The organism is Trichormus variabilis 0441 (genome assembly GCF_009856605.1).
Taxonomy (GTDB): domain Bacteria; phylum Cyanobacteriota; class Cyanobacteriia; order Cyanobacteriales; family Nostocaceae; genus Trichormus; species Trichormus variabilis.
This window is the reverse complement of record NZ_CP047242.1, coordinates 2300001-2320896: the sequence shown is the minus strand read 5'-3', so window position 1 is coordinate 2320896 and position 20896 is coordinate 2300001. Positions and strand designations below refer to the sequence as shown.

At 39.7% G+C, this 20896-nt stretch carries 20 protein-coding genes (1 of these 20 running past the window's edge); 16 read left to right on the top strand and 4 right to left on the bottom strand.

What is annotated here, in order from left to right; all coding sequences use genetic code 11:
• Nucleotides 1–21 precede the first annotated feature (21 nt).
• From GSQ19_RS09465 to lpxD, 7 genes are all read left to right on the top strand, one after another.
• Nucleotides 22–972: a glycosyltransferase family 2 protein gene (locus GSQ19_RS09465; RefSeq protein ID WP_011317697.1), complete on the top strand. Its 951-nt coding sequence runs from the start codon at nucleotides 22–24 to the stop codon at nucleotides 970–972.
• A gap of 229 nt (nucleotides 973–1201) precedes the next feature.
• On the top strand, nucleotides 1202–2383 hold the full coding sequence (locus tag GSQ19_RS09460) for a glycosyltransferase (RefSeq protein WP_011317696.1): 1182 nt from the start codon (nucleotides 1202–1204) through the stop codon (nucleotides 2381–2383).
• A gap of 23 nt (nucleotides 2384–2406) precedes the next feature.
• Complete coding sequence (locus tag GSQ19_RS09455) at nucleotides 2407–3363, top strand: glycosyltransferase family 2 protein (protein ID WP_011317695.1); 957 nt, start codon at nucleotides 2407–2409, stop codon at nucleotides 3361–3363.
• Nucleotides 3364–3402: 39 nt separating this feature from the next.
• Nucleotides 3403–4359: a glycosyltransferase family 2 protein gene (locus GSQ19_RS09450; protein WP_011317694.1), complete on the top strand. Its 957-nt coding sequence runs from the start codon at nucleotides 3403–3405 to the stop codon at nucleotides 4357–4359.
• Between the two features lie 53 nt (nucleotides 4360–4412).
• Nucleotides 4413–5684 carry a lipopolysaccharide biosynthesis protein gene (locus GSQ19_RS09445; RefSeq protein WP_011317693.1) on the top strand — a complete coding sequence of 424 codons (1272 nt, stop codon included), beginning with the start codon at nucleotides 4413–4415 and terminating at the stop codon, nucleotides 5682–5684.
• Between the two features lie 129 nt (nucleotides 5685–5813).
• A complete protein-coding gene (locus GSQ19_RS09440; protein WP_011317692.1) occupies nucleotides 5814–6788 on the top strand; it encodes a glycosyltransferase family 2 protein in 975 nt (324 codons plus the stop codon).
• 65 nt (nucleotides 6789–6853) lie between these two features.
• Nucleotides 6854–7903, top strand: a complete 1050-nt coding sequence (lpxD, locus tag GSQ19_RS09435; protein ID WP_011317691.1) for a UDP-3-O-(3-hydroxymyristoyl)glucosamine N-acyltransferase — start codon at nucleotides 6854–6856, stop codon at nucleotides 7901–7903.
• Nucleotides 7904–8088: 185 nt separating this feature from the next.
• On the opposite strand, the gene GSQ19_RS09430 is transcribed toward lpxD, so the two are convergent.
• The gene (locus tag GSQ19_RS09430; RefSeq protein WP_011317690.1) at nucleotides 8089–8682 is read right to left on the bottom strand and encodes a nucleoside triphosphate pyrophosphatase; all 594 of its coding nucleotides are present in this window, start codon (nucleotides 8680–8682) and stop codon (nucleotides 8089–8091) included.
• 89 nt (nucleotides 8683–8771) lie between these two features.
• Here GSQ19_RS09430 and GSQ19_RS09425 point away from each other — a divergent pair, with 89 nt between their 5' ends.
• Nucleotides 8772–9383 carry a PEP-CTERM sorting domain-containing protein gene (locus GSQ19_RS09425; protein ID WP_011317689.1) on the top strand — a complete coding sequence of 204 codons (612 nt, stop codon included), beginning with the start codon at nucleotides 8772–8774 and terminating at the stop codon, nucleotides 9381–9383.
• A gap of 146 nt (nucleotides 9384–9529) precedes the next feature.
• On the opposite strand, the gene psbP is transcribed toward GSQ19_RS09425, so the two are convergent.
• Nucleotides 9530–10075 carry a photosystem II reaction center PsbP gene (gene psbP, locus GSQ19_RS09420; protein ID WP_041456005.1) on the bottom strand — a complete coding sequence of 182 codons (546 nt, stop codon included), beginning with the start codon at nucleotides 10073–10075 and terminating at the stop codon, nucleotides 9530–9532.
• Between the two features lie 187 nt (nucleotides 10076–10262).
• Here psbP and GSQ19_RS09415 point away from each other — a divergent pair, with 187 nt between their 5' ends.
• The 4 genes from GSQ19_RS09415 to GSQ19_RS09400 all read left to right on the top strand — a co-directional run bounded on the left by GSQ19_RS09415 (nucleotide 10263) and on the right by GSQ19_RS09400 (nucleotide 12800).
• Entirely contained in the window at nucleotides 10263–10427 is a 165-nt protein-coding gene (locus GSQ19_RS09415; protein ID WP_011317687.1) for a hypothetical protein, read from the top strand.
• 494 nt (nucleotides 10428–10921) lie between these two features.
• Complete coding sequence (locus GSQ19_RS09410) at nucleotides 10922–11926, top strand: DUF2278 family protein (RefSeq protein WP_011317685.1); 1005 nt, start codon at nucleotides 10922–10924, stop codon at nucleotides 11924–11926.
• 94 nt (nucleotides 11927–12020) lie between these two features.
• On the top strand, nucleotides 12021–12584 hold the full coding sequence (def, locus tag GSQ19_RS09405; RefSeq protein WP_011317684.1) for a peptide deformylase: 564 nt from the start codon (nucleotides 12021–12023) through the stop codon (nucleotides 12582–12584).
• A 12-nt stretch (nucleotides 12585–12596) separates the two neighbouring features.
• Nucleotides 12597–12800, top strand: coding sequence for a hypothetical protein (locus tag GSQ19_RS09400; RefSeq protein ID WP_010997231.1), 204 nt, complete (start codon nucleotides 12597–12599; stop codon nucleotides 12798–12800).
• Between the two features lie 181 nt (nucleotides 12801–12981).
• On the opposite strand, the gene GSQ19_RS09395 is transcribed toward GSQ19_RS09400, so the two are convergent.
• Nucleotides 12982–15186 carry an EAL domain-containing protein gene (locus GSQ19_RS09395; RefSeq protein ID WP_011317683.1) on the bottom strand — a complete coding sequence of 735 codons (2205 nt, stop codon included), beginning with the start codon at nucleotides 15184–15186 and terminating at the stop codon, nucleotides 12982–12984.
• A 106-nt stretch (nucleotides 15187–15292) separates the two neighbouring features.
• Here GSQ19_RS09395 and GSQ19_RS09390 point away from each other — a divergent pair, with 106 nt between their 5' ends.
• The 3 genes from GSQ19_RS09390 to recJ all read left to right on the top strand — a co-directional run bounded on the left by GSQ19_RS09390 (nucleotide 15293) and on the right by recJ (nucleotide 19194).
• The gene (locus GSQ19_RS09390; RefSeq protein ID WP_011317682.1) at nucleotides 15293–16141 is read left to right on the top strand and encodes a PD-(D/E)XK nuclease family protein; all 849 of its coding nucleotides are present in this window, start codon (nucleotides 15293–15295) and stop codon (nucleotides 16139–16141) included.
• A 72-nt stretch (nucleotides 16142–16213) separates the two neighbouring features.
• A complete protein-coding gene (locus GSQ19_RS09385) occupies nucleotides 16214–16855 on the top strand; it encodes a GNAT family N-acetyltransferase (protein ID WP_011317681.1) in 642 nt (213 codons plus the stop codon).
• Between the two features lie 20 nt (nucleotides 16856–16875).
• Nucleotides 16876–19194: a single-stranded-DNA-specific exonuclease RecJ gene (gene recJ / locus GSQ19_RS09380; protein ID WP_011317680.1), complete on the top strand. Its 2319-nt coding sequence runs from the start codon at nucleotides 16876–16878 to the stop codon at nucleotides 19192–19194.
• Here recJ and GSQ19_RS09375 read toward each other — a convergent pair.
• Entirely contained in the window at nucleotides 19191–20078 is an 888-nt protein-coding gene (locus GSQ19_RS09375; RefSeq protein WP_011317679.1) for a LysR family transcriptional regulator, read from the bottom strand. The genes recJ and GSQ19_RS09375 overlap by 4 nt on opposite strands.
• Before the next feature lie 107 nt (nucleotides 20079–20185).
• Here GSQ19_RS09375 and GSQ19_RS09370 point away from each other — a divergent pair, with 107 nt between their 5' ends.
• Nucleotides 20186–20896: the 5' portion of a class I SAM-dependent methyltransferase gene (locus GSQ19_RS09370; RefSeq protein WP_011317678.1), read on the top strand. The gene runs 72 nt beyond the window's last position; the window shows 711 of its 783 coding nt (coding positions 1–711); the start codon lies at nucleotides 20186–20188; the stop codon falls past the right edge of the window.

Genomic DNA, 20896 nt, shown 5'->3' with positions numbered 1-20896 from the left:
ATAAATTATCCGGAAATACTTATGCCTACTATATCTGTAATTATTCCTGCCTATAATGCTGAACGCACAATTTTAGCGACAATATCTTCTGTTCAGCAACAGACATTCTCAGATTTTGAGTTGATTATTATTAATGATGGTTCTACTGACAGGACTCTAGAGTTAATTCAGAATATTCAAGATGAGCGATTGAAGATATTTTCTTATGAAAATGGTGGTTTACCAGTAGCACGTAATAGAGGAATTTCTCTTGCAAGTGGGGAATTTATTGCTTTCCTTGATGCCGATGATTTGTGGACACCAGATAAATTAGAATTGCAATTAGCAGCATTACAACAAAATCCAGAGGCGGGAGTTGCTTATAGTTGGACTTATTTTATGGATGAGCAGGGAAAATCTTCAATCCCTGGTGTTTCCCTATTCTTTGAGGGTGATGTCCAAGCTAATTTGTTAGTTAATAATTTTCTTGCTAGTGGTTCAAATCCCCTAGTTCGTAAGCAAGCCATTGAATCTGTAGGAGATTTTGATTCTAACTATAAGGCTTGTGAAGATTGGGATTATTGGTTACGTTTATCAGCCGATTGGAATTTTGTTGTAGTTCGCAAACATCAAATTTTTTATCGCCAATCTGCCACTTCCATGTCATCTACTAAAGTTAAAAATATGGAAGATAATGGATTATTAGTGATTGAAAAAACTTTTCAGTCTGTAAAACCGGAACTGCAATATTTAAAAAATCAGAGTTTGGCCTGGATTTATCAATATTCTACACAACAATACCTTAAGCAGAATATTAACAATATTGAGGCAGTCCGTCATGCTAGAGAAAAATTATGGCAGGCAATTCGCTTGCACCCGCCAATTTTATTAGCAAATTATGCTCAGGATTTAATTATCTGGCTGATAAAAAAATGGATATTAACTAAAATATATATCCTAAGAAATAAAAATAAACCACTAATGATTAAATAATCAAGAAAAATATCTGCCTCTTAGGGGTATAAGGCTCTTTTAATATCTGGATAAAATGACCTTGGCCGTGATGTTTTAAAATCTATGCCGTGATTCAAGACGCGGACAGAAATTACTAATGATATCATCATCCATCCTCATTTAGTAATTTATGCCGACGGCAATATAGGTGACTGTATGTCATCGCGCAACATTCACGCCAACTGCACATCCATGACGCAGCCAAAACATGACACAACAAGTAATTAACTCTACAAGCAAAAATCATCTATCACCATTAGAAAACCAAAAGCGTTACCGAGTTGTATTAGTACATCCTAGTGCGGGAGTAAATTGGAGTGGTGGCTCAGAAATTTTTGCCATAGAGTTAGCAAGACATCTTAATTCGTACTTCAATGTGGAACTTTTGAGCGGCGCTGACTGTGGCTCTTTTTCCTTTCCATCTGGTGGTATTTCACGCACTCAAGCCTTTAACATTGTCCGCCATCCGCTTATTTCTAAACTACTTTCTAGGTTTGCTAGCCATCCTGAAATAGTGATTGAACATCTCAGCAATTTTTTCCCCTGTGCTATTCAACTATTAACTAAATCTGCTGATTTGATATTTCCTTGTAATGACTATGGCGGGATGGCTATGGCAGCTTTTGTGAGAGCTATCAAAGGTACACCAATACTTTTTACCGAACACGTCGGCTTATTGGGAGGAGGTAAATCATTAACACGTAATTTGCGGTTTCATCCTGATCAATTAGTTGTGTTTTCTGAAGCAATGGCTGAATTTGTACGTAGTGTACAACCTCAGCAAAAGGTGAGCATTATTCCTAATGGTGTAGACATAAATAGATTTACTCCAGTAGGAAATTACATCAATTTTGGTCTGCCAAAACCTATTGTTCTTTGTGTCGCATCTCTCAAACGTCATAGCCATAAGCGCATTGGATTAGCTATGGAGGCAGTAGCCCGTTTACCCCAAATCAGTTTATTATTATGCGGCGATGGTATTGACCGTGATTACTTTCAAGCTAAGGGTGATGAGTTATTAGGGAAAGAGCGTTTTAAGATTCAAAGTTTTCCCTATGAACAAATGCCGACAGTTTATCGTAGTGCTGATGTATTTACTCTACCCTCAATTGATGAGCCATTTGGATTGGCTTATGTGGAAGCAATGGCTAGTGGTTTACCTGTAATTGCTACCGATGACGAAATGCGTCGTCAGATTGTTGGTGATGCTGGTAGATTATGTGATGTGACGAATCCAGATATATATGCTGCGGCTATTAGAGAGATTTTAACTCAAGATTGGCAAGTGAGAGCGCGTCAGAAGGCTTTGGGTTTCAGTTGGGAAAACATAGCTTTAAGGTACCGTGAGTTGATTTTAAAAACTATTCAAGGTGATCAACAAAATCATTAAATTACATTCAAGAACTAAACATTATGCCCAAAGTTTCTGTAGTGATTCCAGCTTATAATTCTATGGACTATTTACCAACAACGCTGGAAACTGTTTTTGCTCAAACATTTACCGACTTTGAAGTATTGATAATTAATGATGGTAGCTCTGACAATATTGTTGAATGGGTTTCTAGTCTCACTGATGGCAGAATCCGCCTTATCACCCAAGAAAACCAAGGTTTAACAGGCGCACACAACACAGGTGTGATGCAAGCGCAAGGTGAATACATAGCATTTTTGGATGCAGATGATCTCTGGGAACCAAGCAAACTAGAAAAACAAGTATCTTGCTTAGATGAAAATCAAGAAATTGGCTTAGTAGATACTTGGGTAATGCTAGTTGATGAAACAGGAGAATCTACAGGAACCATACTGAAAACTAATGCTGAAGGTAATATCTGGAAACAAATTATTCAATGTCCTACTGTTGTCTGTGGTAGTTCACCTTTAGTCAGGAAGCTTTGTTTTCAAGAAATAGGTTTATTTGACCCCGAAATGGGTGGCTCATCCGATTGGGATATGTGGATTCGCATTGCATCTAGATATAACTTTGCCCTAATTAAAGAACCATTAACCCTTTATAGACAACATCGTAGTAGTATGTCAAAAAACTGCGATCGCGTATTTCGAGAAAACCAATCTGTCATCGAAAAAACCTTTAAATCTGTACCACCAGAATTGCAAAATTTAAAACAACGTGCCTATGCTTTAGTTTATTTATATCTCGCCTGGAGAGCTTTAGATAATAGAAATTACGAACAAGCTATTTATTATCGTCAACAAGCTTATAATAGCGACCCTCAAGTTATTTATTCTAAATCTGGTCTGTCTCAAAAATTTGCCATACTGGTAACTCGTTTCTTTGGTGCTTCTGGCTTGGATGGAGTCAGAAATATCAGTCGAGCTTTGCGAAGAAACATCTTAGCACTCATACCTTAAACTCCTGCATAATTCCGCATTGAAATTACCTCCAAACTTATGCCAAAAGTATCAGTTGTTATTCCTGCTTATAATGCGATGAAATACCTCCCCGCCACAGTGGAGAGTGTCTTACAACAAACATTTACTGATATAGAAATTTTAATTATTAATGATGGGAGTTCAGATAATATTATTGCCTGGACTACACAAATCACAGACCCACGAGTGCAAGTGATTTCCCAACAAAATCAAGGCTTATCGGGAGCGCGTAACACAGGTATTAATCACGCATCTGGAGAATATATAGCCTTTATCGATGCTGATGATTTATGGCTACCAAGTAAATTAGAAAAGCAAGTGAAATGTTTAGATAATTCTCCACAAGCTGGTTTAGTTTATACATGGACAGCTTGGACTGATGAAACTGGTAAACCTACAGGTGTGATAGTCGCTTCCGATGTCGAAGGGTACGTCTGGGAACAAATGGTTGTCAATGACAAAATATCTAACGGTAGTTCGGCGATGGTGCGTCGTATTTGTTTTGACAAAGTAGGCTTATTTGACACAGAATTGACCAGTTCGGAAGACCGCGATATGTGGATTAGACTGGCGGCTCATTATCACTTTGCGGTTGTCAAGGAACCCCTCACACTCTACCGCCGACATTCACAAAGTATGAGCAAAAATCGTCCGAAGATGCTCAAAAATATCCGCCGAGTTTTTGAAAAAACCTTTGAGACTGTCCCAACAGAACTACTATACTTGCGAAACCGGAGCTACGGGTGGATAAATTTGTATACAGCTTGGACTTGTATGGATGAAAAGAATCACCAGGAAGCAATCAAATATCGTCGCCAAGCTCTTTTACATTACCCACAGATTTTTTTCACAGCCTATTTCTTACGTTTGAGTGTAGCTATTGTGATTATGCAGTTATTAGGCTCTCAAGGCTATGATAACCTGCGATCGCTCATTCGTAACTTGCGTAGATTGGTTTTAGGCGCTGCAACCTAATCTTGCTATTTGTTCATGTATTTATTTCACCTGCTCATATCAACTGGCTACTCATGCTAATGAAAAAGATAAAACAACTATTATCAAGTCAATTTATCCGCAATGTAGGTTGGTTGGGAACAGCAGAGTTGATAAATCGTATTTTTCGCTTAGGAACGACAGTAACTCTAGCGCGAATGTTTAGTTCCCAAGATTACGGAGCAATGGCTCTCATCTACACAATTTTTGAATTTGCCAATGTCTTCACTCTCAGAGGTGGTATCGGCGCAAAGATTATTCAAGCTGATGAAAAGGATCTGAACACGATATGTAATACTTCATTTTGGTTAAATCTCATTCTGGGTATTTCAGTTTTCTTGTGCCAATGTATCGCTGCATTTCCCATCGCTCAATTTTATGGTAATCAACAACTAGTCTTCCCTATCTGTACCCTAGCTGTTGTATACCTGATATACCCTATTTACATGATTAATTCTGCTCTGATTGAACGCGATAACCATCTAAAGATTACAGCTTTATGTAATGCTATCCAAGCATTTGTTGGAAATGTGATTACAGTTGTGTTTGCTCTTTTAGGTATGGGGATTTGGGCTATAGTTTTACCTATAGTTTTCTCAACTCCTGTTTGGGTTATTGTTACGTGGATGAATAACTCTTGGCGACCTCCGACAAAATTTTCTCTCGATAAATGGCGAGAAGTTACCAGTTTTGGAAAAAATATTCTGGCTGTAGAATTTTTGAATAAAATCAGAAATAACTTAGATTATTTAATAGTTGGTAAGTTTCTAGGTACAGAACAATTAGGAATTTACTTTTTCGCCTTCAATGCTGGTTCTGGTATTAGTATAAATGTGATTAATACATTTATGTCTGCCTTATTTCCTTATATATGTGCAGTCAGAGAAAATTTGGCAGAATTTAAGCAAAGATATGTCAATAGTTTAAAAAAGATTCTATCGTTTGTCATACCAATTATTCTAGCCCAAGCTATTTTAGCTCCTATATATGTGCCAATAGTCTTTGGCGAAAAATGGACGACAGCCGTACCAATTTTGATTTTAATTTGTTTATCAGTTATCCCTAGAGTATTTGGATGGGCTAATTCACTTTTACTCAATGCTGTAGATAAAACAAATATTAACTTAAATATTAATCTTCTATTTACTATATTTTTTGCCGCCGCAGTATTATTAACAGTTCAGTGGGGTGTGTTTTGGGTAGCTGTGGGTGTTTTATTATCTCATGTACTGTTTATTCCTGCGTCTGTTTTATGGAGTTATAGGTATATTTTTCACAATCGTACTCACACTTTGAGCAAGGTTTAGAGAGATGCTTTAAAGGTAATTAGGTTGAGAGTTATCTGGCATAGTTGATTTGTGGTGAGCTAATTTTTAAACAAGCTCTTATATAGTTTTTTGATTGCTGAACTTATATTGTGGAGATTGACAATAAATATGCCTAAAATATCTGTAATTATTCCCGCCTATAATGCTGAGCGCACAATTTTAGAAACGATTAACTCAGTTCTACAACAAACATTCTCAGATTTGGAAATCATTGTGATCAATGATGGATCTACAGACAGAACAGTAGAAGTTTTACAAAATGTTGATGACGCGCGCTTGAAAGTTTATTCATATGAAAATAGTAGAGCTTCTGGCGCTCGCAATCATGGCATTTCTCACGCAGTAGGAGATTTTATAAGTTTTCTTGATGCTGATGATTTGTGGACACCGGATAAGCTTGAATTACAATTAGCTGCTTTAAATCATCATCCAGAGGCTGGTGTAGCCTATAGCTGGACTTATACAATTGATGATAAAGGAGAATTATTAAAGCCTTTTGAACCTTTATATGAAGGGAATATATATACAGATTTGTTATTAGCGAATTTTCTCACCAATGGCTCGAATCCTCTGATTCGTAAAGCAGCAATAGCATCGGTAGGAGAGTTTGATACTACATTGAGATCAGGTGAAGATTGGGACTATTGGTTGCGCTTGGCATATAAATGGCCTTTTGTTGTAGTCAAACAGCATCAAGTTCTTTATCGCCGTTCTGTTACATCCAAGTCATTCAAATTACAAATAATTCGGGAAGCTAGTTTGGCTATTTTAGATAAAGCGATGAAAGTACTTCCTTTAGAATCGCAATACCTGAAAAATCATAGTTTATCTAATATTTATAGATACAATGTAGAGTTATATCTAGACAGTATTGATAATAACGGAACCGTTGATATTAAGTATGTAATCGGCAATTTGCTGGGTTATATTCGCTCAAGACCCCAAACTATCAAGGAGATATATACATATAAGTTAATCATAAAAATTTCATTAGTTATAGTACTTTCCCCGAAATTGATGAGCCGTTTGTTGCAATTTATCAAAAAAAGTAAGCAGATAAAAAATCTCCAAGTACAGCCGTAGTGAAACTGATAAACTAGCAAGTTATCAACTGTCAGTAACAGTAACTTTTTAGTAGTTAGCTCAACATGAAATTTAGCGACATCATATCAAAGCTAGAGGTGACAAACTATAGCCTCACGCAAAATCCAAACAATGACCCTGAAATTACAGGGATGGCAGCTATTGATGAAGCCACAAGTGGTACTCTCAGCTATATAGAAGGTGCAAAGTTTGCATCTTTTATCGCTAAGACAAATGCTAGTGCTTTGATTTTGCCACAAAATGAAGCGATGCAGGCTCAAGCCCAAGAGCGGGGTATTGTTTGGATGGCGACACCAGAACCGCGATTGTTGTTTGCTAAAGCGATCGCTCTATTCTACCAACCATACACCCCAACCCCAGAAATTCATCCCACAGCCGTCATTCACCCCACAGCCAAAATTGGCAATGATGTTTACATCGGCCCCCATGTCGTGATTCAACCAGGGGTAGAAATTGGTAACGGTGTAATTATTCACCCCAACGTAGTTATTTACCCAGGTGTAAAAATAGGCGATCGCACCATCTTACACGCTAACTGCACTATTGAAGAACGCAGCCAAATTGGTGCAGATTGCGTTATTCACAGTGGTGCTGTCATCGGTGGGGAAGGCTTTGGCTTTGTTCCTACCCGCACTGGTTGGTACAAAATGGAACAATCAGGCTATGTAGTTTTAGAAGATCGCGTAGATATAGGTTGTAACACTACCATTGATCGCCCTTCAGTGGGAGAAACCAGAGTGGGATACGATACCAAAATTGATAACTTAGTCCAGATTGCTCATGGTTGCCAAATTGGTGCAGGCTGTGCGATCGCCGCCCAAACTGGTATGGCTGGAGGTGTAAAATTAGGCAACCGCGTGATTTTGGCAGGACAAGTGGGAATTGCTAATCAAGCAAAAATGGGTGACGGCTCGACTGCTTCTGCTCAAACAGGTATTCTCCACGATGTTAAGCCAGGAGAAGTTGTTTCTGGTACTCCGGCTATTCCTCACAAAATGTATCTCAAAATCGCTGCACTCTATAGCCGCTTACCAGATATGTACCAAGCTTTTAGACAATCACAACGTCAATTAGAGGAGGAAGGTAAAAGGTAATTATAAAACTTACGCACCCAGGTTATCTGTTGAGACTGGGTGTAAGGGGGTAAGGGTGTAGGGGTGTAGGGGTGTAGGGGTGTAGGGGTTTCAAACATTTATTTTGAATTTTGAATTTTGAATTGATTTATACCCCTATACCATTCTCCAAACCATTGATTTTTCGTTTCATGGGTAAGTGCTAACTACTTCCAAAAATCAGTGACATCATAATTTAACTCTTCTAGCATTTGTCGAAGTAGGGGTAAACTCAACCCAATAACATTGCTGTGACAACCAGCGATTTTTTCTATAAATAAACTACCAAAACCCTCCAAAGCAAAAGCGCCTGCACACTTGAGGGGTTCACCTGTGGCAACATAGGCTTGAATAGTGCGATCGCTAATATTAGCAAAGTAAACTCTTGTTACTTGACACTTGACTAAAGTGCGATTTTGTAAATTGTCAATCAAAACATGGCCTGTGTAGAGGTCGCCAACCTGACCTCGCATCAATTGCCAACGAGCGATCGCTTCATCCGCATCTATTGGTTTACCGTGAATTTTACCATCAATAGCCAATACCGAATCGCACCCCATCACCAACCCTGATGGAAACTGTGGCGCTACCGTCTCCGCTTTACATTGAGCGAGAATCTGCACTAACTTTCCGGGTTCAGTTTCTTCGATTTGCGACTCATCAAAATCACTAGGGCTAACTATTGGTTCAATACCCACAGTTTGGAGCAAACGGCGACGCGCCGGAGAAGCAGAAGCTAGTATAAATTGTGTAGTTTTCATAAAATTTACTTAGGTGAAAAACAAATAGTGGGAAAATCCCATACATACGTAAATCATTCACAATATCTGCAATCATAATAGCGACATTAATGAAAAATCTAGCTCTACTATCTGCTACAGCTATCACCGCTTCATCTGGATGGCTGTTTGGGAATATGCAAGCCGCCTCTGCCTCTACTTTACTTTGGCAGTGGAGTTATTCTGGTTCGGGCATAGTAGCAAAAGGTACTTTTAAAACTAATGACATCCCTGATAATTTGGGTTTCTACGAGATTTTGGAAATTGCTGGTACACGAAATGGCGAAACAATTACTGGTTTGCAACCTGTGGGGACTGCAATACCGGGAAACGAACCTTTTGGGGTTGACAATTTAATTAGTCTGAATACTCAGCAGTTAACTGGTGACGGTTTTGGATATTCAACTTTAGGCGGAAATTATGCTAGTCCATTTTTTGCTAGTTTTTTGCCCACACCCGGCTATTTAGAGGTTTTTTCAGTGCCGCCTTTAACGCCAGGTTTTGAAAATTTAGGAAGCGAAGATAGCGAATTACCCATTAGTTTTTCTGCAACCATCATCAACGTCCCTGAACCTAATTCTATCCTCAGCTTAATCGCCCTTGGGACTCTCGGCGCTGGTTCAGTACTCAAACATAACCAAAGATTCAAACTTAAGCTCCAGCAGCTCAAAAAAATTTCCTAAAATTATCAATAAAGGCTTAAAGTAACTCCTTCAATTAATTATTGAAGGAGTTTATTTTTTGTGCCAATCAAGTCTTACAACTGACCTGATATATTTACCTGATTATTGATAACATTCAACCCTCAACAGCTATTTCCTACTTTCTATTAATACACTACAAAAGAGTTCGCCACATCTTCCATAGTCCCTTTAACTTTTCGCCAACGTTTTTCAGGAATCGAAGCGTTAAAGGTAAAAAGTTTACCACGACTAACAGCCACACTGGCGATGTTATGTCGTTCTTGCTGATTGGGAAGCTTTACTAAATACTCAAGGTGGTAGTATGTTTTACCTTCTGATTCGTACTCAGAAGCGTTGACCAGTTCAGCCGAGCGACCAGAATCAGGAGGTGCTAAAGCGGCTTTTCCCAATTTGTAACCTACTTCCGTTGGTGTACCCAGTTCTTTCAAACTTTTGTCATCGGGAACGGGACTAATGACAACAGAGATATTCTCGGAAATTTCAATTAAATCGTGAAACACCACATCAGGGCCGTTAGCAACTTTTACCTGCAACCAGCCATTAGGGTATAAAAACTCATAGCCATCAGCAGTGTCTACAAAGCTTTTGAATCCAGCAGCCTTGGCTACATCAGGATTACTCAAGCTAAAACTCAAGACCAATAGCAACGTCAATACAATTCTTTTCCACATCTTTACAGATTCCTTTAGGCCGGAAGCAATATGAAGGTAGGCATGATTTCTCATTTTTATTGTCCCATCAACTGGATCGCTTCGCATGACCAAGAAGGACTGGGAACAAATCAATTCAACATACCCTACAGGTAGGAGGTAATTTTGAATTCCCCGTTCACTACCAAGCACTCAACACTTTGATATTATGCTCACAGGTAACGAATTGCCTTGGTTTTCTCCTGCTACGATACCAAAAGATATGAAAGTTTGGTTTCAGCAATATTCTTTAATTAATCAGGAGCAATTACCAGAAACAAGAGAAGATATCTCTCAAATACCAATTCTCTATGAAGTTGCACCAAATAAATGATGTAGAGACGTTGTATGCAATGTCTCTACAGTCCACAAATAAAGCACATCTTCGTGAAGAAACGCTATAAGTTCCAGAATCTAACTTGTTATTTAAATTCTTCTCAAGTTCTTTCTAATTTCTCAGTACAATCAGTTGCTCATAATGAATGTATTGATGGCACTTGCAGTCTAAAAATTACCCAGTTACTGATGCAAAATAATACGTGGTGGAGTCTAGCCTGAGAAGCAAATGCTGAGGATCAAAGACTAGTGGCAAATCTGCAAGGGACGGCCAAATCAGTATTTAGAACTTATCGAGGAGCAAAATTACTAGCTACGAATTTTGATGCTTATCCCCATTGCTTAGGGTTGGTGTGTGGCTAATTGACTACATAAAAGCAAAAAATCACCCTATTGGGTACTAGCCAATTCCAGCAATACCTAGTAATTAACTTAGTGAACCAGCAATTATCCAGTTGTAGCATTCTGCACCCTAAAAGTTAGGAGAAATAAATGCCCTTAAAGAATTATGGTGTATTAAAAAGTCGTGCGCTAAATCGTAAATTGGGTGAAGGTTCTAGTCCCCATTACCAAATACTTGTAACGGACAACAAACAAAAGCACCGAATTGCTATCAACGTCAAATCAAAGCAAAGCCCTTCAGAATTGCTTTATCTTGTGGATGAAAATTTCTCCCATCCCATAACTAAAGAATTATTAGAGTTAGATTTCGGCTTTTATGAGTTGCCACGCCAATCGGGGGGAATTGCTTTAGACTACATTCGGGGTAATTTGTTTGACCCCAAACAGATGAAGCCTTTGCCCTATGATGTGCCGGGGCCTGATAATGACCTCAATGAATTGCTGGAATTATACATTGCACGGGCGATCGCTTCCACAGATGCAGTCCTCTATCCTTTTGGTGAAAGATGGGGACCCGAAATGGATATCAAAGACAAATATTTCGGGTTTCTTCCAGGAAATGGTATTCATGACATCCACATGAACCAGGGTAACGCCGCCCAATTTAAAAAAGACAACGGTGTTTGGCAAGATGGCGGACTACTGATTCACTACCCAACCCGAAATCAATGGGTAGGTATTTTCTTAGCCTTCCAGTCTCAGTCATTCCACACCGATGATACCACCGGTAACAGAATAGACGATATAGAGATCATCACACCAACTGTCACAACTGGAGCCGTGCGAATTGTAGCTGCATTAGTTAATCCCCCAGGTGAGGATGTAGCAAAAGAGACGATTACCTTAATTAATATTTCACCTCAGAAAGTAGACTTGGATAGTTGGTCAATAGCAGATAGGAATAAGCGCAAACAAAACCTATATGGTGTAATTAATTCAGGTGAAGTTGTCAAAATACCTATTGATAGCAATAGTATTCAATTAGACAACAATGGTGGTATTATTACTCTCCTGGATGAGAAAGGCATCAAGATTGACGGTGTTTCCTACACCAGAAAACAGGCTCAAAAGCAAGGTTGGACAATTCTGTTTTGAGTGACAGACGTTGCGTGCAACGTCTCTACGGACTAATGACTAAATTGATAGAATTAGGTCAGTAGGAATTTGCACAATCTAGCCGACAAAAGTCATGCCTTCTGAAATTGCTGTTGAGAAAAAAAAGTTAAAAAATCCACCTCTGCAACTCCACTATTTAGGCGATCGCGTGCTGCGTCAACCAGCAAAGCGGATCACCAAAGTAGATGATGAAACCCGGCAATTGATCCGCGATATGCTGCAAACGATGTACAGCAATGATGGCATTGGTTTGGCTGCACCCCAGGTAGGAATTAACAAACAACTCATTGTCATCGATTGCGAACCTGATAATCCGGCGAACCCGCCACTGGTATTAATTAACCCCACAATTAAACAAGTCAGCCGCGAAATCTGTAGCGCCCAAGAAGGGTGTTTGAGCATTCCGGGAGTTTATATGGATGTCAAACGCCCAGAAGTGGTAGAAGTTGCCTATAAAGATGAAAATGGCCGTCCTCAAACCTTAAAAGCTACTGACCTACTCGGACGCTGCATTCAACACGAGATGGATCACCTCAACGGTGTAGTATTTGTAGACCGCGTAGATAATTCCTTGACTTTGGCACAAGAGTTATCTAAAAATGGCTTCTCGTATCAGGCAGTGAAACCAGTAGCATAGGGTGGATTAGTAGTGTATTTAACTCCAAAAAGCGGTTTATTTCTCGCTGGCTCTTGCATAAGCGCGATCGCAGCTGTTGGCTCGGTGTTTGAACTCAGTTATGGACAACCAGATTTAGGCTTCCAAACCACCGCAGTTATCCTGGGTTTGAGCATTCCTCTGACAGGATTATTTTTTCTTGCCGCAGTGAGGGACGCAAAGGCTAACATTAAATAAGCATCAGGTACATAAAAAAGGTGAAAGGATGAACTAAAAGGCAAAATTCATTTCTTTCACCTTTTATTTTTATTTGGGCTTACGCATCCGGATTTTTTGTTGAGACTGGGTTTAGGGGTTTAGGGGTGTAGAGACCTGGCAACTTACCCCAGCAAAAAACCTGATTACGTCAATCCCTGATTCATATCCTCTCCACCTGAACTAGACAATTTCTGCCTTGGGCTTTTGCTTGATATAGTCCTTGATCAGCAGCAGCAATTAGAATTGCCGGAGACGACTGGCTATCGGGAATAGTAGTAGCTAAACCAAGACTTAAGGAAATGAGTTCACTAACTTGAGAACTAGGATGAGGCAGTTGTAATATACTCACATTAGACTGAATTTCTTTAGCAACAGCGATCGCCCCTTCCGCATCAGTATTGGGTAAAATAACAGCAAACTCTTCGCCACCATACCGAGCAACTAAATCGCTAGGGCCTTTCACACTCCGAGAAATTGCCCCAGCTACGTGCCTGAGTACATCATCTCCAGCCAGATGTCCTAATGTATCGTTATAAAGCTTAAAGCAATCGACATCACACAAAATTAAAGATAACGAACCCTGCTCTCGTGCTAAATGCTCCCACACTAAGGCGATCGTATTATCAAAGCAGCGTCGATTTGCTACTTGGGTCAGACCATCTGAACAAGCAAGGCGCTGTAATTCCAGATTTGCTTGCTGTAATTGTAGATAAAGTTCCGATTGCTGAATAGCGATCGCGGCCTGACTCGCCAGCTGGTTAAATAAGTTAATCTCAGATTGCTGCCATTGTCGGGTGCTAGTGCATTGATGAGCGATTAATAGTCCCCATAAACGTTCTTTTTGTAAGATAGGCACAATCAAATTTGCCCTAATTTGCAAACTCTGCAAAAGCTGAAGATGACATGGCGACAGTCCAGCATTTTCAATGTCTTCCATCGCCCTAGTATTGCCTTGTTGGTAGTAAGCCGCATGGGTAGATTGAAAGCACGTATCTAGGATATGAAACCCCAGAATAGACATAGATCCTTCCGTTAAAGACTCTACAGCAACTAATCCACTCCAGTCTGGCTCAAATCGATAGATTAATACTCGGTCTACCTCAAACAGCTGACGCACTTCATCTGCGGTAGTCTGCAAAATTTCCTCTAACTTTAACGATTGTCGAATACGTTGTGTAACAGCAGCAACAATTCTCTCAGACTCACTTTGGTGTTGGACAAACTGCTCAACCTGCTTAGAACAATGCAAAACTAGAGTTGATGTATTTGTATCAAAATGCGGTGTTGTTGTCACAGGTACTATATCAGGTTTAGCAATTAAATAGCCCTGAGCAAAAGTTGCACCTCGTTCTTGTACCCAATTTAGTTCCTCAATGCACTCAATCCCCTCAGCAACGGTACGAATATTTAACTTTTGAGCTATTTCTAACAGCTTCTCGGTAATTGAAGCTTTGTATAAGTCTTGATGCACATCTCGAATTAATTCCATGTCCAATTTAATAAAATCTGGACGTAATTGATGTAGTAAGTTGAGACTGGAATAACCAGAACCAAGGTCATCAAGGGCTATAGAAAAACCTGCATCCCGGTAGTACTTGAGAACAGCTTTGAGATGATCTAAATCCTGAGGACTATCTGACTCTACAACTTCAAATACCACCCGCTCATGAGAAATACCTGCTTGATCAATGGCTTCTACTGTACTTTTAAGACAAGATGCTGGATCATAAACCGCCGTTGGTGCAAAATTAATGAAAATTTGCCCACTCACTTGATGACTGCTGAATTGAGCAATTGTACTCAGGCGAGCAATTCGGTCGAGTTGAGGAAGAAGTCCAGCTTCGGTTGCTAACTCCACAATGGGCTGTGGCGGTATTAAATTCCCTTGTTCATCTAGTCCGCGCAATAATGCTTCATATCCATAAATCTCTGATGTATTCTTCATTGAGACAATTGGTTGAAAGTGACTGGTGAATCTTTCCTGAGCCAGCATTTCTACTAACCAATCGGATTGACTAAACTTGACAAAGCGTTGTAATGATGAGATGTCACTAAAATCTTGGAGTTGCGGTTGGATAGCACCGCGAATGAATAGAACTTGTGTCTCTTTCAATTCTCTTGATGTCAGGATTTGAGCCACACTATGAGCAATCTCTTGGGCTTGTCCAGCTCTACAACCTAGACCTAAACCTGGTCTTTCACCCATCAATTCAAACTTAATCGCCAACTTTTGTAAATAATCAGTGACTTTTTTCAGGGTATGGGGAATGGGAAACCAGAGAAATAGTTTGCCTGCTTCTTTTGCGGGACAGCAGGTAATATTGTGACAGCTACAAGCTTTGGCTCTGGGAGATTTTTTGCTCATAAAAATACTTTGCTCAAACCGATTCCTTTATTATTCCCACTTGGTGTTTATCTCAGATCCAAAATCCTATTAGTTATAGTCAGGCGATCGCTTCTAAAATAGGATTATGCTGACAACTGACAATCAATTAATACGTCTGTCCCAAGGACAACTGAATTTACTCGAAACCTGTCCGCGTAAATTTCAACATACCCACTTAGAACAACTCAACTCACCTTTAGATCCCGACCATACGGACAAACTAACTTTAGGTAGCCGCTTTCACTTGTTAATGCAGCAACAAGAAATGGGTTTGCCAATTGATAGTTTCTTGCAAGCTGATACCCAACTACAAAACTGGATGTCTGGTTTTGCTAATGCAGCACCAGAAATTCTTACCCCAGCAACCGATAGACAAACTTTCCGAGAAAGTGAACACTACCGCACTCTACAATTTCAAGACTATTTACTCACGGTTATCTACGATTTATTAATTGCAGACCACCAACAAGCCCAAATTTTCGACTGGAAAACATACCCTAAACCACCAGACAAACGCAAATTAGCCCAGAATTGGCAAACGCGTTTATATATGTATGTATTAGCTGAAACTAGCCAATACTCACCCGAAAATATTTCGATGACTTACTGGTTTGTACAATCTCAAGGTAAACCTCAAAATATTCAATTTACTTACAGTCATAATTTACACACTCAAACAGCGAAAAAACTTCATCAATTACTAGATCAATTAACTAAATGGCTAAATAATTATCAACAAGGAACTTTATTTCCCCAAGTACCAGTAAATAGTAAAGCCTGTGATTATTGCCAATTTGCTAAAAAGTGCGATCGCCTCCTACCGACAGTCGGTCATAAACTAAATAGTAGCGAATCAAATTCTCTGGAAATCACAGCACAAGCAATCAATAAATCTTTCCCTGCTCTTGACGCTATTGAAGAAGTATCAATTTAGGAAAAAGTACTTAAAATATATATCTCTTTCCATGTCAATAGACTAATTGAGCCTCTATTTTTTAACAAAATTATGGCAAACTTTGCTGAAAATGATATTATTTACGTGCGCGAATTAGGCATAGATGATATAGCCCTTGTATATCATTTAGGAGAAGAACTATTTACTAGTGATTTATATCCTTACCTTTATCGTACTTGGGATGAATGGGAAGTAATTGGACTATATAACACAGATCCAGAATACTGTTTAGTTGCCGAAACAGATGGAGAACTAGCAGGATTTATTCTAGGAACTATTATTACAAAGGCATCTTGGACTTATGGATACATTTTATGGCTAGGAGTAAATCCTAAATTTCAACGTCAGGGAGTTGCTGACAAATTAGTTGATAAAGTTGTGGCTCGGATGATTGAAGATGGGGCGCGATTTATGCTAGTAGATACTGACCCCACAAATACACCAGCAGTTAAATTTTTCAACCGCAAAGGTTTTGGTAATATCCGCCAACATATCTTCCTATCCATGAATTTAAGCAAGCATCCCTATTATGGCAGACTCATTGACTACGAACATCAAAAAGCTGAGAGAGCAGGTTATAGGCGTTCTCGTCCTGCTATTCGGGCGCGTAAAGCGGATGGAGTTGCTAACGAGGTAGTCATTAATCCCTTAATCAATGAAAATCAAATTAGTGATGAACAAAGTCCACTTTAATAAGTTTTAAAATTAATTCAATGCAGTGGATTATAACAGCGACCGAACAACCACCAGAATGGTTTATCCAAGCCGTGCAGAAGTATGCAGCTACATCTAAAGGGATATATGCAGCACAATTATTATGGCAACGAGGAATAAAACAAGAATCTCAATTAGCAGCCTTTATTAACTTTAAAACTTATCAACCAGCTAGCGCCTTTGAGTTTGGGCAAGAGATACAGTTGGCAGTGGCAAGATTACAACAAGCACGCAACAAAGGTGAAAAAATAGCCATTTGGGGAGACTTTGACGCTGATGGAATTACTGCAACTGCTGTTTTGTGGGATGGTTTAGGGCAATTTTTTCAGCAACATCAACAGTTAGATTATTACATTCCTAATCGACTCAAAGAATCCCACGGATTGAATGAAGCTGGTATTGCTAATTTAGCCAAGCAAGGTTGTACATTAATCGTCACCTGCGACACAGGTAGTACAAATATTGATGAAATTATCTATGCCCAAAAATTAGGTATAGATATCATAGTGACAGACCATCACACCTTACCCCCAGAACGTCCACCAGTCACAGCAATTATTAACCCCCGTTATTTACCCAACGAACATCAGCTATTTCATTTATCAGGTGTGGGAGTAGCTTATAAATTAATAGAAGCCCTTTATAAATCCTTACCTGATGTACCCCAAAATCCTTTAGAAGATTTACTCGATTTAGTTGCAGTCGGATTAATCGCTGATTTGGTACAACTAAGTGGAGATTGTCGTTATTTAGCACAGTTGGGTATTCAGAGACTGCAAGCCGATTTTCAACAACCACCAGCAGCCAGGCGTAGACCAGGGGTAGGGCGATTATTAGAATTGTGCCAGAGGAGTGGCGATCGCCCCACAGATATTTCTTTTGGTTTAGGGCCACGCATTAACGCTGTCAGCCGTATTCAAGGTGATGCTAGCTTCTGTGTAGAACTATTAACCAGTCGTGATATCAATCGCTGTCATCAATTAGCTGAAGTCACAGAACTAGCCAACACCAGGCGTAAATCTTTACAGAAAGACGTACAAGCACAAGTCACCCAAAAACTTACACAGTTAGACTTATCCACCACCAGCGTCATCGTCCTCGAAGACCCCCAATGGCCAGCAGGCGTATTAGGCCTAGTCGCCGGACAAGTCGCCCAAGAAACAGGTCGCCCCACAATTTTATTAAGTACTGAGGGACTAGAGAATGAGCAAGATTCTTCCCCATCCCTCGCCCGTGGTTCAGCCCGTTCAGTGAATTCTGTTGATTTATATCAATTGGTGAAGCACCAAGCACATCTATTACATCGTTTTGGCGGACATCCCTTTGCAGCTGGGTTGAGTTTGTTAGCCCAAAATATTCCCCTATTTACCCAAGCAATTAATCAGCAACTACGGCAAACCTTAGGTAGTGTCAATCTCACCCCAACAGTACAAGCAGATATAGCAGTCACAGTTGCAGACTTAGGTAAAGAGTTATTTTTAGAATTAAAATTGCTAGAACCTTGCGGTATGGGCAACCCTGTTCCCAAACTCTTGATTCAAAATTGCTGGTTTGAAAATGCTTGGCATCGCAATCAACAAGATTCGCAAGGCAAAAAAGTACAGTATATTAAAGCCGAATTTGATATCCGTGACGACTCCAGCAAAAATCCCTTTCCCGGTATTTGGTGGGGACATTACAAAGATGAATTACCCATAGGTAGATGTGATTGCATAGCGGAATTAGACTACAACACCTTTAAAAAACGCTACGAAATCAGATTAATCGCCGTCCGTCCCAACCCTAACTCAGAACTCAAAACCCAACACTCAACCCAAATTCTCGACTGGCGCAACCTCCCTAGTCCTCAATCTCCAGCACCCAATACCCAGTCCCTCATCCTAGAAGAATGCCCCATGAATTGGGATGATTTACGCGCCTGGTGGCGGCGATCGCTCTATAATAATCAACAATTAGTCCTTGCTTGGTCTAAACCCAGTCTGCAACCACCACAAGAAATTTGGCTAACCCTAGTTGGTATTGCTAAATATCTCAGTCGCACAAATCAATTAGCAACCCGTATACAAATTTTAGAAAAACTGAAAATTAGCGACAGAAGCTTACTTCTAGGCATCAAAGCTTTAAAATATTGGGGCTTTACAGTCACAAGACAAGATCGTTCTTTGCAATTTATATGGAGTCCTAATACTATCATTGACAGCAGCGCCGATACTGCTATTGCAGAGTTTTTAGCCACCGTCAGCGAAGAACAATTTCAGCAGAAATATTTTGCCGAAGTACCTTTGTCTACAGTCATGGCAATGGTAAATAGGGTTTAAAAACACTCCCGAAGCGCTCGAACTGTGTGCAGAAATCTCTGTAAAGTTGGCGATGTTTCGTTTTTGCGCCAAGTCATTGCTAATGCAACTTTTGCAGTGGCTTCTTGGATATTTTTATAAACTACTCCGGTTCGTTGTAGATTTTGCAAAGATGCAGGGACAATAGCTATCCCCATATCTGCTGCTACTAAACTGACGGTAGTTTGCATTTGGATGGCTTCTTGGGCGACATGAGGACTAAAACCTGCTTGTTGACAAAGACTGATAATTAAATCGTAGAGTCCGGGCGCTATTTTTCTCGGAAATAGAATAAATGACTCATTCCCCAAAGATGTTAAAGGAATATTGAATTGATTTGCCAGTAGATGTGTTTCAGGTAAAGCTACCATTAGCGACTCTTGAAAAATTGTCTCCCAGTTAAATATGTTCTCTTCAACAGGGGGACGGATAAAACCTATATCTATACCACCTTCCCTCAACCATTCTAGTTGTTGGTCTGTCGTCATTTCGTGTAATTCTAATTTGACTGCTGGAGTACAAGCACGAAAATTTCGGAGAATAATTGGCAAAATGTTATACGCGGCTGAACTAACAAAACCAACAATCAACTGTCCAACTTCGCCCCGACTGCTTGTTTGCCCTAATTGAATTGCTTGCTGCAACTGCTGGAGAATTTGCTGCACTTCACCTAAAAACACTTGTCCTGCCTCTGTTAACCGCACAGTTCTTTTAGTACGGTGAAACAGGTCAAACCCTAATTCTATCTCTAGCTGGCGAATTTGTTGGCTGAGGGGAGGTTGGGCAATATGCAGTCTCTCTGCTGCTTTGCCAAAGTGAAGTTCTTCTGCCAAAGTGACGAAGTAGCGTAGGTGTCGTAATTCCATCTTTGAGGGCAATTAATATCTTTTAAATATTAATAACACCATAAAAATATATTGGACATAATTAAAATTATTTTTTACTGTGATTATTAAGCATTAATTCATAAATTATGACTAATCTTGGGACAGCAAAAAATTTTTGGGATGCAACCTTGTATCAAGATAAACACAGTTTCGTATGGCAATATGGCGAAGACTTGCTGCAATTACTCAATCCCCAACCAGGAGAATTTATTTTAGATTTAGGTTGTGGTACTGGACAACTGACGGAAAAAATTGCCCAATCTGGTGCAGAGGTTTTGGGAACTGATAATGCAGCCACAATGATTGAGAAGGCTAGACAAAACTATCCTCATTTGCATTTCGATGTTGCTGATGCGCGAAACTTTCGAGTAGATAAACCATTAGATGCCGTATTTTCCAATGCGATGCTGCATTGGGTAAAAGAGCCAGAAGCAGCGATCGCCAGCATACATCAAGCATTAAAATCAGGAGGCCGCTTTGTAGCTGAGTTTGGTGGCAAGGGTAATATAAAATACATTCTTGAGGCTTTATACAATGCTTTAGAAACCCTTGGTATTCATAACCCACAAGCACTAAATCCTTGGTATTTTCCCAGCATTGGTGAATACGTTAATATACTAGAAAAACAAGGATTTGATGTTACCTATGCAGCTTTATTTAACCGTCCCACTACCTTAGCAGAAGGTGAATTCGGTATGGCAAACTGGATTCAAATGTTCGCCAGTGCTTTTTTAGTAGGACTAACTCCAGACCAACAAGTACAATTAATTCGTAAGGTAGAAGCTACTCTCCAAGAC

Coding starts and splice junctions, on each gene's coding strand:
- GSQ19_RS09410 (WP_011317685.1), top strand. CDS start 10,922: ATGCCCTTAAAGAATTATGGTGTATTAAAAAGTCGTGCGCTAAATCGT.
- GSQ19_RS09415 (WP_011317687.1), top strand. CDS start 10,263: ATGCTCACAGGTAACGAATTGCCTTGGTTTTCTCCTGCTACGATACCA.
- GSQ19_RS09465 (WP_011317697.1), top strand. CDS start 22: ATGCCTACTATATCTGTAATTATTCCTGCCTATAATGCTGAACGCACA.
- def (WP_011317684.1), top strand. CDS start 12,021: ATGCCTTCTGAAATTGCTGTTGAGAAAAAAAAGTTAAAAAATCCACCT.
- GSQ19_RS09395 (WP_011317683.1), bottom strand. CDS start 15,186: ATGAGCAAAAAATCTCCCAGAGCCAAAGCTTGTAGCTGTCACAATATT.
- GSQ19_RS09425 (WP_011317689.1), top strand. CDS start 8,772: ATGAAAAATCTAGCTCTACTATCTGCTACAGCTATCACCGCTTCATCT.
- lpxD (WP_011317691.1), top strand. CDS start 6,854: ATGAAATTTAGCGACATCATATCAAAGCTAGAGGTGACAAACTATAGC.
- GSQ19_RS09455 (WP_011317695.1), top strand. CDS start 2,407: ATGCCCAAAGTTTCTGTAGTGATTCCAGCTTATAATTCTATGGACTAT.
- GSQ19_RS09460 (WP_011317696.1), top strand. CDS start 1,202: ATGACACAACAAGTAATTAACTCTACAAGCAAAAATCATCTATCACCA.
- recJ (WP_011317680.1), top strand. CDS start 16,876: ATGCAGTGGATTATAACAGCGACCGAACAACCACCAGAATGGTTTATC.
- GSQ19_RS09440 (WP_011317692.1), top strand. CDS start 5,814: ATGCCTAAAATATCTGTAATTATTCCCGCCTATAATGCTGAGCGCACA.
- GSQ19_RS09385 (WP_011317681.1), top strand. CDS start 16,214: ATGGCAAACTTTGCTGAAAATGATATTATTTACGTGCGCGAATTAGGC.
- GSQ19_RS09430 (WP_011317690.1), bottom strand. CDS start 8,682: ATGAAAACTACACAATTTATACTAGCTTCTGCTTCTCCGGCGCGTCGC.
- GSQ19_RS09450 (WP_011317694.1), top strand. CDS start 3,403: ATGCCAAAAGTATCAGTTGTTATTCCTGCTTATAATGCGATGAAATAC.
- GSQ19_RS09390 (WP_011317682.1), top strand. CDS start 15,293: ATGCTGACAACTGACAATCAATTAATACGTCTGTCCCAAGGACAACTG.
- psbP (WP_041456005.1), bottom strand. CDS start 10,075: ATGTGGAAAAGAATTGTATTGACGTTGCTATTGGTCTTGAGTTTTAGC.
- GSQ19_RS09375 (WP_011317679.1), bottom strand. CDS start 20,078: ATGGAATTACGACACCTACGCTACTTCGTCACTTTGGCAGAAGAACTT.
- GSQ19_RS09445 (WP_011317693.1), top strand. CDS start 4,413: ATGCTAATGAAAAAGATAAAACAACTATTATCAAGTCAATTTATCCGC.